Below are 13,272 nucleotides of genomic sequence, written 5' to 3'. Positions count from 1 at the left end.
CTTTTTTTCGCATAAAGCGCTGTTTTTTTCAATAATGCCACCAGAACATTACAATTTATTCACTGAAGTTCCAATTGAGGCAGAGTTTCAATTAAGTGAAGCTGGGAGAAGGGGAGATCCCTTCTTTTTGCGGCCGGTATTAAAAAAGGTCTAAACGCGATAAAGACCAACCCTCCCTTCTATGAGGGATTGGTCTTTTTAAAGGCTGGCAGGCATGAAAATGGTGAAACAGGTGCCTTCGCCTTTCGTGCTTTCTGCCTGGATCCGGCCGCGCATCATGCTGATGATGCGGTAGCAGACCATGAGGCCAAGGCCGGTGCCTTTTTCTTTTGTGGAGTAATAAGGCGTGCCGAGCCGCTGGAGCTGGTCTTCATCCATTCCGGCTCCATTGTCACAGATGCGGATGATGGCTCTGTCTCCGTCGGAGGAGGTGGCGATATGAATCTGCCCGTTTCCTTCACAGGCCTCGACCGCATTTTTGATGATGTTCACCAGGCACTGAGTCAGTTTTCCGGGATTCACATGGATGACCGCTTTCTCGAGGCTGCAGGTGATATCTACATTGTTGACGGCCGCATACCCAGAAATGATGGAGATCACGGATTTCATATGAAGCGATAGATCAATCGTCTCGGTTTCCTCCATCTCGGGTTTCGCAAAGCTCAGGTATTCGGAGATCGTCTCCTGGGCGCGGTCTATCTCCGAGATGGCAATTTCCGCATACTTCTGGTCTGCCTCGTTCCCGGCCCTTTCCTTTATCAGTTGCATAAAGCCCCGGCTCGCTGTCATCGGATTGCGGATCTCATGTGCGATGGACGCCGTCAGCTCGCCAAGCATATTCATTTTCTCCGCCTGCTCAATATCCACGCGCATCTGCACCATTTCGATGGAGCGTTCAATCAAGTAGATGGCGATACAGACGGTCAAAATCGACACAACAGTGAAGCTCAGCGGAAAGTAAAAGCTGACATCCGCCAGAAATGGATCCGCCTTCAGAAACTGAATCAGCCATAGCGGAACCAGGCAAAAGGAAAAGGTGAGGGCGGCGGATAACCATAATTTCTTCTGCAGCGCCAGTTTATGATAATGGGGCCGGATCAGCATACTGATCAACGTGAACAGGGTAAACACAATAACTGTATTCCCTACCCCTCCGCCGCCAAGGAGGAGCCGGAACAGAATTATGAATACAAGCAGACCCACACCCACTGCATTACCGCCATACAAAATGCCGATCAATAGGGGAATATGCCGAAGATCATACCGAAAGCCGTCTGTATACGAAACAGGGAAGTATATGCACAACGAAATCGAAACCACCGATAAAAAGAACACAAGGATCTGATTCCGCTGCATCGTCCGGACCTCAAACTGCCTAATCCGGTCCGCCCAGAAAATTTGATACACAAAAATCTCCAAAATAATAAAGAGCATATTCAGCAAAAACTCCCGGATTCCAAACATGACAGTACCCCCTGTAGTGGTTATGAAATGTCGTCTTATGTCTATTGTAAGAATAATGGGGGGGAAATGCTAGATAAATTGTGGAGGAGCGGTTTGGGGTAACAGGCCAAGCTGCCATTTGTGTAGCATTTATTAAATAGACTAAAAGAATATGATTTAGATATTATTATCTTGTTCAAGTTACAGTTCTAACAAAAAAACACTTGTTGTCTATTTGACATGCAAGTGCTTGTTAGGCTAGTAAGTAATAAAAAAAAGTATATCAGCCTACTGGTTAATTAAGCTAAGTATTCAGCTTCCCACTTATTTTGTTTCTCAATAGAGCTGATTTCAGAAATGTCCTCATATCCATAGTTAATTTTCATTTTACCTGTGCTATCTAAAATAAATGTTAAATTCGTCCACTGGTCCTGCTCTTGTATCTTAAATTCTTCCCACAATTTCGTAAAACAAGTATATAGTTCATTTTCCAATTCATCATAGTCATCTTCGGGTATATTAAATAAATCTGTTATTTCAAGGCAATATACTGGTTTTTCTCTAGATTGAGTGAAATAGTAGAAAAACACTTTTTTGTAACCTTCTCTAAATTCTGCATATAAGTAAATTCTTTCCCATTCTTCAGGTACTATATTTACTAATGTATTTGCAATTTGTTGATATATTTGTTCCGTTACTTTAGTTTCCATCTCATTTACCTCCTGAATAATTAGTTAATCTATCTGAATATTTTTTACCATCTATTGTATAGCTAACTTTAAACTCATTTGGTCTAAAAGAGTTCCCTAGGTAAATTGGCTTCACTTTAACTGTTACTTCTTTCCCTGCTTCTATAGCCTTTTTCCATGAAGTTTCCAATGCTTTGTATTCTTTTCTATTTAGCGTAGCATTCATGGGTACTAAGTTATCAATTTCACCTGAACCCTTGAAAATGCTAGCTATCAAATGACCTCCATCATCAGTAGGTAATCTATCTTCTCTGCCAACTATCCTTTGTGCATAATTATTACGGTCTGCTTTCCCAAGTTGCAACGTTGCTTCTGCATTTGAAATTCTTCCTTCACTATCCGTTTTATAATGGTAACCTTCTTTAGTTTTATATTCTATATTTGGTTTCAATACTTTCTTTCCATTAATCTTAGTGTATTGCTCACCATAGTTTACCTTGCTAGGAGTATTAACCGTACCCTTTCCAACATCCTCTACAACATCCCTAAAAGAATCCTCGCTAGTTTTACCAATTCTTTCCACCTTCAACCATTGGGAAGAAGCAACCCCAGTATGATTGGGTAGTCCTGCCACTGCTGGAGTGCGAAGGAGCTGTTTAAGATTTTCATTCGTCATTTGAATGTAATCCTTGCTGGCGTGCTTTACTTGCGTATACTGCCTGGCAAGCGCGGCATAAACCGAGAGGCTGTGCTGGGCTTCTTCGGTTTCATTGAGGAATTTGGCAGCCCGGCCTATTTTGGTCAGTTTACCTGCCTTTGCGAGGCGGGCGGGGGTGAAGCTTATAATGGTCCAGCCGCCGGCTGCGAGCCAATCGGTAAAACTGAGTTTCCGTCCGTCAGGGTCACGGGCGGTGGCAAAACGATAGAGGTCATAAGCGCCGGAAAGCTCACCGATGGTATCAATGACCTCTTTCGTTGTTGTGATTGGCTCTACGTCCTCACGGGTGACCTGCTGAACGCGGCGCATATCCTCAATGAAAGTGGACAGCTGGTTTCCGGCGATAAATTCCTGGATATCGGAAACGGCTTCCTTATAAGGCTCCATCGGCTTGACGTTGACCGGCATGCTGTGGAGCTGGGGCATAATCTTGTTGATATACTTTTCGGCTATTTCTTGAAGTGCTGTTATCTCTGATTGTACCGCTGCATAGTCTTCTCCTGCAAGGATGGAGGGAGCACTTTCGGCAATTTTCAGCTGTGCGCTAAGCGCCTCTTCCTGCTCGCAGTATCGTTCGTAATCCTTCTGCAGGTGCTGGGTGATCGGGTCGGTTTTGACGGTTAAGATACTCACTGAATCACTCCCGTTTTGTTAGTCATAATAGTTGAGATTGTATTTTTTCTTTAGTTTTTCTTCCTTGTATTGGCCGTATGACGGTGCTGATGGTATGGTTCCTTCATAGGAATCCGCAAGGCTCACATCTGTCTCGGTGAATTCCTTGGCAATAGCAGACGCGTTCTCTTGGAGGACGACCTGGTTTTTCTGAACTCCATCCATCATTGTAATGAGGGAGCAGCAGTAGGAGTGGATCAAGCCAAGGCTGCTGTTGTCGAGTCCCTGGTCCTCAAGAATTTTTTGGAAACTCTTTAAGGATGCAAGCATGTTTTCAATATGCTCGGCTTCTTTGTGGAGGGTATCGTAGAGCTCCTCAAGCCGTTCGGGTGTGATTTTGATCTTCGTCGTCATCCTCTGTCCTCCCTTAGACTTCAATTTCATTAAACTTTGCTGTACTCTGCTCTTCGGCTTTTTGAATGGAGCTGTCGGTCAGTTCAATGATTTCCAGAAACTTGTCAAGAAAATTCTCAGCGAATTCCGAGGACGCTTTATAATTATCTACTGCTTCCTGATAGGACTGAATGGTCGCGCCCTCCAGCTCACCAAGGACCTCCGTAAATTTGCCTAGCACACGTCTGTTTGATTCTTTATATGAATTCAGCTTCTTCAGCAAATCCCTGGCACCTTCAGTAGTGGTTTCAGAGTCATAAGAAATATGAACGCCGCTTCCGACTTCATTGATGATCATGCAACTTCCTCCTTCCGGTTAATGAAGCAATTTCCGCACACTTGGATCCATTTGGGCTGTGTTGATATAATCGGCACGCTCCTCGGGCTTAAGACCGACCATATTATTGAGGTGCATCCGCAGTTCCTGCTCCTTCAGCTGAATCACATAGGCCAGCTGGCTCTGCAGGGCAGAGATGCAGCTTGTGAGCAGCACGTCGGCTTCAGCCAGGAAGGCATCCATCCGCTGGTTCCAATCCTCCTCCGCCTGTTTGGCCTCACTGTTGTCCCAAGCATCGGACGGGGCAGGTGCCGGGCAGACAAGATCCACCCGCTGCGCACCCGAAAAAGACCCAATCACGGAAGACAGGGCAGCAATCCGCGCATCATAATCCATTGCATTCAACCTCGCTTTCTAATATAGGAACATCAGGGTATTTTTTGTAAAATAATGTAATACTTTGAGTGTAGTAACTTTAGCCAGTTTTAAGCAAGTAATATCAGGTAAAATCTAACAATTAATACGAAGGACCTAAGTCTAATTCTCTATAATTGGTAGGATACGAGTTCTGACTGCAGGGGGGCTGGCTTTTCGTTAAATAGGCATTTAAGAACGCTTGCCGGCTTTTTCAGCTTGTTTTTAATAGATTCGAAGTAAAAGGGATGAATCTGACGTATGAGCGGCGATTTTGCATGCCGGCGGCGGGCCGGAGGGGCTGCTTAAGGGGTGTTCCTTTGCGGATGTTAGCCGGTTACTTGCGAAACTAGACACTTTACTTGCGGAAATGGAAATTTACTTGTGAAAGTCATAGCTTTAGTTGTGGAAATCGAGATTTACTTGCGAAAACCGGACATTTACTTGAGGAGCCGGCGGGCACCCGCTCGCTTCCCACCCCTCGTGCCCAAAAACAAAAAAAGGCCCCGGCATCTTACATGCTATAAATCAATACCGGCACAAACGCGATGAGCCTTTGAGGACGACTAGAACAACGAGCGTCAGGGTTAGATTGCGTTTAAGCGCTTTCCTTTGGTACATTTCTTCGGGTGTGAGAAATATAGCCATGAGTCCTCCTAATATTTATAATCTCTTTTATTTTCTGCAGGATTCGGCCAAATTTAAACAGGGCCCATCCTCCTGATTATTCACATATTGATTTATGATTAAATAATCCCTATTTGGTGACGATATATCTCATATCAAACATCAAGGGGATCTTACAAGTGAGGAAATTATTTAGTTTTTTAATATTGTTGATCAGTTTTCTGGCACTTCATTCCAGGGCAGAGGCGCACAGCGGCGGCTGGGAAATCACGAAGCCTGCGGGCAGGGCGCTGCAGGGATATACAAATGCCCAGTCGTATGAGAAGGGGCAGGCGATTACGTTCTATATTCATAATGATAAGCCGTATCATATTGACTTCTACCGGATGGGCTATAACAGCGGAAAGGGTGCGGCGTATCTTGGGAGCATGAATCAGTCTTACGGAGTGTCGGCGAATAAACAGCCGCAGGGGGAGGTCGGCTCAGCGGGCTGGAAGCCTTCTGCTTACTATAAAGTGCCGCTTTCCTGGAAGTCGGGCGTGTATATTGCGAAGCTGACAGATACCGGCATGCGGCAGAGCCATATCACGTTTGTGGTCAGGGATCATGCGCCAAAGGCTCAGCTTGGCGTGATGATCGCAACGAATACTTACCAGGCCTACAATGCCTGGGGCGGGAAAAGTCTCTATAACTTTAACAGCTCAGACGGCGAGAAGGCCGGCACGGTCTCCTTCAACAGGCCGAGCTTTGAGGCAGGCGGGGCAGGGCAATTCTTCCGTTCCGAGTATCAGTTCATCCGCTGGATTGAGCGGCAGAATTATTCGGTCACTTATTTCTCCGACCGGGACGTTCATAATGGACTGCTTGCGAAAAGCAGTATCAAGGCACTTGTGATTCCGGGGCACAATGAATACTGGACCCGGAATATGTGGACAAACATCGAGAAATTCGGCCGCACGAGAGGAATCGCGCTCCTCAGCGCCAATACAGGCTACCGGGAAGTAAGCTACCGGAAGGATGCGCCTTATCTCATGGACATGAATGGCGAATTCCGGAGCAGTACAATCCAGCTTCCGGAGAATAAGATATTCGGAGCGATGTTCAACGGCGCTCCGGCTGAGCGCTATAATGACCTGCCGATCGTTTCTGATCATCCCCTGTTAAAAGGGACCGGGCTGAAGAAAGGATCCGTCATTCCGAAGATTGTCGGAGGGGAAGTGGACGGAATCAGCGGTCATGGCTTCGCAGCTCCAAAGGGAGTCGAAGTAATCGGTGAGAAGCTGATGGCGTTCAAAGGAACCTCAGAGCTCCGGAACTCAAACCTCCTCTGGTTTAAAAAGCCGGAGGGCGGCCGAGTATTTGCGGTCGGAACCTTCTATTGGAACTGGCAGCTTGATTCGTATGGGAAAGAAAGTGAAGTCAAAACTCACAGTGGTGTGCAGGCATTGACAAGGAATGCGCTGGATGCGTTGATAAAATAGGCACTCTGAAAAGGATATCTCCAATCACAGGGAGATGTCCTTTTTATACTCTTTTTATTAATTGTAAAATATAATAATAAAAGGGGGCGGTGTGGATGGATAAACTGGAATACCAAGACTTTGCTGCCTTAAGGCTGCCGCTCGAGTCAGGACTTTTTCACCCCTGCCGCAAAAAAGGGTCCGTTTATTGTCATCGTGAAGATGATCCTTGCAATCTCCTGCGGCGATTCCTCCCTGTCGTGAATCAGCCATTCCTGGATTACCCCTAAATGGGCAGAAACGATATATGTAATTAAATAATCCGATGGTACGAGGAGTTGTTCCTGCTTAAGAATGTTGTAGTTTTCATGAAAGAGAGTTTTGCCCATAAACTCCTTCAGCTTGGTCTGAAACGACATATCTCCTTTTGGACTGAGCAATGCTTTCATTAATTCTCTGTTCCGGTTTAGAAATTCGAAGAATGGAACCAGTACGGCAATAGGGATGACATTCGCAGTCGCGGTTCCTAAATCGGAGATAACGTTCGGCATGTTCTTAATAATTTTATTTTCCATCTCCTTCAGCAACTCTTCCTCACACTTGGCCAGCAATTGATACTTGTCCTGATAGTGGCTGTAAAAAGTACTCCGATTGATCCTGGCCCGAGTCGTTATGTCTTTAACAGTAATGGCCTCGAACCCCTTTTCTTCTATTAACCCGATCAGTGCATTTTTGATCGATTCCTTCGTTCGGACCACACGAAGATCCGGATGAACATCAGTCATAACTGATCCCCCTTTATTTTTTTTCAACACAATCCTGTTAGATGTCGGTTATCCGACACTTCTTCTGCTTTTGAGCATTGAATACCGGTCAATAAGAAATTATAGTCGTATTAAGCATAAACCAACACCGTGTTGATTATAACAAATAAAAAGATCTTTTGAAGGAGGAGTAGGGATGGATATCCACGTCTCACATATAAGTAAAAGGTTTAATCAAACCCAGGTCCTGAACGACATTACCTTCACCATACCGGCAGGAGAAATCTGCGGGTTGCTGGGGCCATCGGGTTCCGGTAAAACCACTTTAATCCGTTTAATGATTGGTGCCATTACTCCAGAACAGGGGACGATCCATTTCGGGGATGTGCAGATGCCCAATATGGATATGTTGAAAAAGGTAGGATTCATGCCGCAGAATGACGCGCTGTATGATGATCTGTCTGCAGAGGATAACCTGCATTTCTTTGGCGGCCTCTACCAAATGGAAAAGCGGCAGCTAAAAGAGCGTATGGATGAAGTGCTTGCTGTTGTGGATTTACAAGAGCAACGGCGGAAGCTGGTCAAACATTATTCTGGCGGCATGAAAAAGAGGCTTTCACTTGCAGCTGCGCTCATCCACTCGCCGAAAATTTTGTTCCTGGATGAACCGACAGTCGGCATTGATCCGATGCTGCGGCAGACAATCTGGAAGCAATTTCAGGAAATCAAGAAAATGGGAACAACCATCATTGTTTCCACCCATGTGATGGATGAAGTCACAGAATGTGATAAAGCAGCTCTTCTGTATAATGGGGCCTTGATTGAATATGATAGGGTGACACATTTACTGGATAAAACGGAAAACGGAAGAGTGGAGGAGCTGTTCTTGACTGCCTCCAAACATTCCGGAGGGGGTGCTTACTCATGATGCATTTAGCGAAGCGTGTGATTCTGCAGACCTTTAATGACAAACGAAGCATGATGATGATCCTGGTGGCTCCCCTTTTAATCCTGACTCTTGTTTACTTCTTATTGGGTGATTCAGATTATGTTCCGACAGTTGGTGCTGATAAGGCAGCCCTGCCAGGAAATCTTACTGCTGCTTTGGAGAAGCAGGATTTGAAAGTTCGGGACATCAAGGGCCTTGATGGGGAACAGGCCAGGAAATATCTGAAGAATCATCAGGATGTAGATGCGATAATTGCCTTATCCCAAGGCTCGGGAATGACCATTACCATGTATGAGCCTTCAACCAAGGGAGCGAAAGCTGTCAGCGGGATCCAGGAAGCCGTCACTTCTTTAAACCCTTCCGCCAAAGTGAATCTGGAGTATGTGTACGGTACTAAGGACCAGTCCACCTTTGATTCTCTCGGGTATGTATTTCTTGCGCTATTTTCATTTTTCCTGGTGTTTATCATTTCGGGGATGGCGCTTGTCAGAGAGCGGAGCATGGGTACATTGGAACGGCTGCTTATGACACCGATTAAACGCGGGGAGGTCATTCTTGGATATACGGCGGGTTATGCTGTTTTTGCCATCGTTCAAGCTGTGCTCATTGTTCTTTATTCCATATACGTCCTGCAATTAAGTTCGGCCGGTAACATCGGGTGGGTTCTGCTTGCGATGGTTCTGCTCGCGGTCACGGCTGTATCATTTGGGGCGACGATTTCCATATTTGCCAGCTCAGAACTGCAGGTGGTCCAGATGATTCCATTTACGATCATCCCTCAGGTATTCTTCTCAGGGCTGATTCCCCTGGACCTGATTCCGTATCATCTCGGGAATCTCAGCTACATTATGCCGATTTATTATGGAGCAGCAGCGATTAAGGGTGTGATGGTCTATGGTGATGGATTTCAGCAGATCTGGGGATATCTCCTGGGTTTGATTGTGTATGCATTGGTTTTATATCTCATTAACAAGCAGGCATTGAAGAAGTTCAGGAAATTATAAGGGATACATGATGACGGAATCAAACTAATCCAGGTATGATTCCGTCTTCTTGTGATAACTCAAATCGAATGGAGGAAAAATGTAAAGAACTATACACAAGGGAATAAGAAAAGGCGGATCCCTTTAGGAAGGCATCGCCCATTTACTTGGTTAACACATTGTAGGTGATAATTGCTGCAATAATTCCGGCCACAACCAGGCCGCCGATTGTTGGACTGCCATAAAAGGCTCTATTCCAGCTGTCATTCTCTATTTTACTTTTATCTTTCTTGTTTTCATTGTTCATAAAATCGCTCCATTTCAACATATATTCATTTCTAGCATTCTACTTTTAGAAAGGAATTCCTCCATTATTCTCTGGAAATAATTTCATGGGCATAAAAACGACTGTGCAATCTGGACCTAATTCTTTCTTCACTATCTCAGTAAGATTCAATCCGGCTGCATTATGTTCTTTAATGGATATCCTTCCATATTGCTGCTGCCAATTAAATAGAGCATCTTTAATAGTATCAGTCAGTGGAACTTCATCGATATCTAAGTTCCAGCCGCATGTATTGCACCAGAGCGGGTCAGCATCATAATCGGCTTCCACTTTAATGGAACTTGTAACTTGGCAGCTGCAAACATTCGTTAACATCAAATAGTATGCCTCCAACGTTTTCCTATAACTTTTTAACCAAAAAATAATGATCGTAACCTTCGGGGAAGTCTTCTATTTTTCCATACACTTGATAACCTAGGCTGATATAAAAATCAGGTGCCTGAAAACTGAACGTATCTACCTTGATCATTCGGCATTTCTTCTCCACAGCGTACTGTTCGACTTTTTTCATGAGTTTTCTGCCAAACCCTTCTCCTCTAAGGCTTTCATCCACCCAAAGAAATTGGATAGAAACACTCTGCATTTTTGTATTTCCCGAAATCCCGCCAAGGATGTTACCTTCATCATCCTTCACTTTAAAACAGAAATCTTCGTTTTTGAACTCAACATCTTTTTCTGACAAATGCTTTATATTAAACTCTCTTAATCTTTGTTGAATGCAGGGTGTGTCTTCTTGATTCCACTCTGTGTCAATTATTAGATTTTTCATGATTCATACCTCCCGGAACTATTTTTCTTAAATATATAGATCTCTGTTTAATCATACGAAATAAGAGTGGGACAATAAAGAAGGTATTCTAAAATCTTTCTTCACATTCCATTTGAACCCTTATGTATGATAAGCAGTGATAGCCTGTAACTATACTGGCTTTACTTACTCCCCGGGAAAAAGCAACAGAGAAGAGTAAAATTTTACCACGTTATAGAAGTGCAACTTTTTTCCTGTTTAATCCTATTTAATGGTAATATTTACTTACTAATAACTAGGAGGAAGTCATGAAAAAAGTACTAGTTTTATTGTTGTCTTCAGTATTATTGTTAACTCCTTTTGCACCACAAGTAAATGCGGCAGATCAAGCACCCCTGTTAAGAAGTAAGATTATTAATGAAGTTAAACAGGCAAAAGAGGGATATAAGTATAAAGTTAACTCCAACAGAATACCAAAAGGGTTAGAAGATATCGATTATGAAGCAGAGCCAAACAATGATAGATTCACGGCCAATATACACGATATTAGAAACTCAATCGCTGGGACACTAGGAAACTATGATATAGATGTGTTTAAGGTGAAGATACCCAATAGTGGTCTTGTAGTTCTCACAGGAGCAACAAATGATGATGCATATGGAGTCGATCTCGGGATTGCCTTATTTAATTCTGATGGCGAAATAATGAATATAGATAACTTATCTAGAGAAGGTACAGCAATTGGCATTCCCTACAACGTATCTGCAGGAACTTACTATATTTACGTGCTGGATTTTAATAATATCGGGTTAGAAGATCCTTACATCGTAAAACTGTTCACTGAGGATGAGTTAGACACTACTCCGCCGGCAGCTCCAAAAGTTAACCAAGTAGATGATAATGACACAGTAGTTACCGGTACTGCTGAAAAAGGCTCGCAAGTATGGATTCAGGCAGGTGATAAGTTTATTGCAGATGGTAAGGTATCTTCGAGCGGCAAATTCTCTATAAAAATACCCAAGCAAAAAGCGGATACTTATTTAGCCATTTGTGCTGTAGATAATGCTGAAAATCAAAGCGAGTTTACGGAACAGTATGTAAAGGATAAAACACCACCCAAGACATTAACGGTTGGCTCAGTAACTTCAAAGAGTACTAGTGTAACCGGTAAAACTGACTCTAAAGCCAGTGTAGAAGTAAAACTTGGATCTAAGTCCCTTGGTAAGGCGGCTGCTGACAGCAAGGGGAGTTACAAAGTGAAAATAAAAGCTCAAAAGAAGAAATCCAAACTTAGCATAATTTCCAAAGATAAAGCGGGTAATGCTAACACGGTAACTATTACAGTAAAATAAGAATTACCATTGAAGGAGGTCTATTGACCTTCTTTTTGTGCGTTTACATTCTTCTTTTTGGTATCCTGTCCATGTAAGGACCTTGCAAAGTAGAGAGACAACTTGCTTCAATGGAGAGGGGGCTGCCTCCGTTAATATGGGGTGAATTCAACGCGGCAAGGCAATTGCAAAAAATGAATGAAACATATGAGGGCTAACAAGCCTTCTTTTTTTAAACAAAAAAATCTCCTCTCACAATGAAATGAGTCTGTAATCACAAATCCGGTATAAACCCCTATCAATGTGTTTGAATTTCAGAGCCGTACCTATGACTTTCATCGATTGTTCCGCGGGTGGCCGTCGAACCGGGGGACAGCCTGGAGGCATTTATTAAATTGATAGAATGAAAGAAGGCATCACCCGCGGCGGGGGATGCCTCTTGCTATTTTAATTCCAGATGCTCCTTCAAATGAGCCTGCAGGCGGGCTCTTTCTTCCTCCGGAACGATATAGTAGTAGATTTTATCGATTTTGGTCCCTGTACCATTGATTTGGTTCTGTTCAATATTATTCCGGACTCCCCGGTAATTTTTTTGGATATCCACCATTTGGTCAAATGTAAGATTGGTCCTCACATTATTCCCCAAAGCTTTGAAGATGTCTCCATAGCCGGTCAAGGACGATAGGCTCGCGCCTTCCTGGATCACTCCCTGGATGATCTGGCGCTGGCGAAGCTGTCTGCCGAAGTCCCCGCGCGGATCCTCATACCTTGCCCTGGAGAAGGCTAATGCTTTCTTTCCATCAAGGGTTACCGGCCCTTTAGCAAAATGATATCCTCCTGCGGTGAAATCCAGATCATTATTGACAGTGACCCCGCCTACTGAATCCACGATTTCCTTAAAGCCCTCCATATTGATCTGTACAAAGTAATCAATCGGGATATCAAGGAAATTTTCCACAGTATTCATGGCCATTTCCACGCCGCCAAAGGCATATGCATGATTGATTTTATCCTGGGTGCCTTTACCGGCGATCTCTGTGCGGGTATCGCGCGGTATACTCAGCATCTGAACAGAATTTTTATTCGGGTTAACGGAGAGTACAATTAATGAGTCAGAGCGGCCGCGGTCGTTTTTCCGCTCGTCAACGCCAAGGAGAAGCACGGAAAATGGCTCTTTTTTCTCGAGCGTCACTGCCTTGCCCCGTTTGTCGGAAACTTTGCGATCAATGGGCTGATGCATCGTCTCGACGGCAGATGTTAGTGACTTGTAAACGGAAAAGAAATACGCTCCTCCCGCAGCAATGAGCAGCAGAATAATAATCCCTAATATCTTTGGCCATTTCTTCCTTCTCTTTTTCCCTGATCTCATACAATCCCCCCGTTTTTTCAAGAAAATGTCACTTCTTTCAAATAGCATAGCATGATTCTATGAGATTGGTAATATTTTTTGATCGCTCA

At 44.0% G+C, this 13,272-nt stretch carries 15 protein-coding genes; 4 read left to right on the top strand and 11 right to left on the bottom strand.

The genetic code is table 11. The annotated features are described in order from the left end of the window. Nucleotides 1-198: 198 nt before the first annotated feature. The 6 genes from V1501_RS19990 to V1501_RS19965 all read right to left on the bottom strand — a co-directional run bounded on the left by V1501_RS19990 (nt 199) and on the right by V1501_RS19965 (nt 4,588). Nucleotides 199-1,464 (bottom strand): ATP-binding protein, encoded by a 1,266-nt coding sequence (locus V1501_RS19990; protein ID WP_409290621.1) that lies wholly within the window; start codon nt 1,462-1,464, stop codon nt 199-201. A 278-nt stretch (nt 1,465-1,742) separates the two neighbouring features. Beyond that, nucleotides 1,743-2,153, bottom strand: a complete 411-nt coding sequence (locus V1501_RS19985) for an immunity protein YezG family protein (RefSeq protein WP_409290620.1) — start codon at nt 2,151-2,153, stop codon at nt 1,743-1,745. Nucleotide 2,154: 1 nt separating this feature from the next. Beyond that, entirely contained in the window at nt 2,155-3,483 is a 1,329-nt protein-coding gene (locus V1501_RS19980; RefSeq protein ID WP_409290619.1) for a DNA/RNA non-specific endonuclease, read from the bottom strand. 18 nt (nt 3,484-3,501) lie between these two features. Next, complete coding sequence (locus V1501_RS19975; RefSeq protein ID WP_409290618.1) at nt 3,502-3,876, bottom strand: hypothetical protein; 375 nt, start codon at nt 3,874-3,876, stop codon at nt 3,502-3,504. Between the two features lie 13 nt (nt 3,877-3,889). After that, nucleotides 3,890-4,213 carry a hypothetical protein gene (locus V1501_RS19970; RefSeq protein ID WP_409290617.1) on the bottom strand — a complete coding sequence of 108 codons (324 nt, stop codon included), beginning with the start codon at nt 4,211-4,213 and terminating at the stop codon, nt 3,890-3,892. Between the two features lie 18 nt (nt 4,214-4,231). Beyond that, nucleotides 4,232-4,588 carry a hypothetical protein gene (locus tag V1501_RS19965; RefSeq protein WP_409290616.1) on the bottom strand — a complete coding sequence of 119 codons (357 nt, stop codon included), beginning with the start codon at nt 4,586-4,588 and terminating at the stop codon, nt 4,232-4,234. A gap of 824 nt (nt 4,589-5,412) precedes the next feature. Here V1501_RS19965 and V1501_RS19960 point away from each other — a divergent pair. After that, a complete protein-coding gene (locus V1501_RS19960) occupies nt 5,413-6,714 on the top strand; it encodes a N,N-dimethylformamidase beta subunit family domain-containing protein (protein ID WP_409290615.1) in 1,302 nt (433 codons plus the stop codon). Nucleotides 6,715-6,860: 146 nt separating this feature from the next. On the opposite strand, the gene V1501_RS19955 is transcribed toward V1501_RS19960, so the two are convergent. Continuing rightward, nucleotides 6,861-7,478 (bottom strand): TetR/AcrR family transcriptional regulator, encoded by a 618-nt coding sequence (locus tag V1501_RS19955; protein WP_409290614.1) that lies wholly within the window; start codon nt 7,476-7,478, stop codon nt 6,861-6,863. Between the two features lie 175 nt (nt 7,479-7,653). On the opposite strand from V1501_RS19955, the gene V1501_RS19950 reads away from it, so the two are divergent. Together V1501_RS19950 and V1501_RS19945 are read left to right on the top strand one after the other, a co-directional pair. Beyond that, entirely contained in the window at nt 7,654-8,385 is a 732-nt protein-coding gene (locus V1501_RS19950) for an ABC transporter ATP-binding protein (RefSeq protein WP_409290613.1), read from the top strand. Then, complete coding sequence (locus tag V1501_RS19945; protein ID WP_409290612.1) at nt 8,382-9,410, top strand: ABC transporter permease; 1,029 nt, start codon at nt 8,382-8,384, stop codon at nt 9,408-9,410. The genes V1501_RS19950 and V1501_RS19945 overlap by 4 nt, the downstream gene beginning before the upstream one ends. A 142-nt stretch (nt 9,411-9,552) precedes the next feature. On the opposite strand, the gene V1501_RS19940 is transcribed toward V1501_RS19945, so the two are convergent. From V1501_RS19940 to V1501_RS19930, 3 genes are read right to left on the bottom strand one after another with little or no spacing between them, the layout of a single operon-like run. Continuing rightward, a complete protein-coding gene (locus tag V1501_RS19940) occupies nt 9,553-9,696 on the bottom strand; it encodes a hypothetical protein (RefSeq protein WP_409290611.1) in 144 nt (47 codons plus the stop codon). A 45-nt stretch (nt 9,697-9,741) separates the two neighbouring features. Next, the gene (locus V1501_RS19935) at nt 9,742-10,050 is read right to left on the bottom strand and encodes a hypothetical protein (protein WP_409293473.1); all 309 of its coding nucleotides are present in this window, start codon (nt 10,048-10,050) and stop codon (nt 9,742-9,744) included. A 25-nt stretch (nt 10,051-10,075) separates the two neighbouring features. Further along, nucleotides 10,076-10,504 (bottom strand): GNAT family N-acetyltransferase, encoded by a 429-nt coding sequence (locus V1501_RS19930; RefSeq protein WP_409290610.1) that lies wholly within the window; start codon nt 10,502-10,504, stop codon nt 10,076-10,078. 287 nt (nt 10,505-10,791) lie between these two features. Here V1501_RS19930 and V1501_RS19925 point away from each other — a divergent pair, with 287 nt between their 5' ends. Then, entirely contained in the window at nt 10,792-11,835 is a 1,044-nt protein-coding gene (locus tag V1501_RS19925) for an Ig-like domain-containing protein (protein WP_409290609.1), read from the top strand. 421 nt (nt 11,836-12,256) lie between these two features. Here V1501_RS19925 and V1501_RS19920 read toward each other — a convergent pair whose 3' ends face one another. Next, nucleotides 12,257-13,183 carry a LytR family transcriptional regulator gene (locus tag V1501_RS19920; protein ID WP_409290608.1) on the bottom strand — a complete coding sequence of 309 codons (927 nt, stop codon included), beginning with the start codon at nt 13,181-13,183 and terminating at the stop codon, nt 12,257-12,259. Nucleotides 13,184-13,272 lie beyond the last annotated feature (89 nt).

Source organism: Paraperibacillus esterisolvens (assembly GCF_046237625.1).
GTDB lineage: Bacteria > Bacillota > Bacilli > Bacillales > DSM-1321 > Paraperibacillus > Paraperibacillus esterisolvens.
Note: the sequence above shows the minus strand (reverse complement) of the source record. Positions and strands in the feature narration are given on the sequence as shown.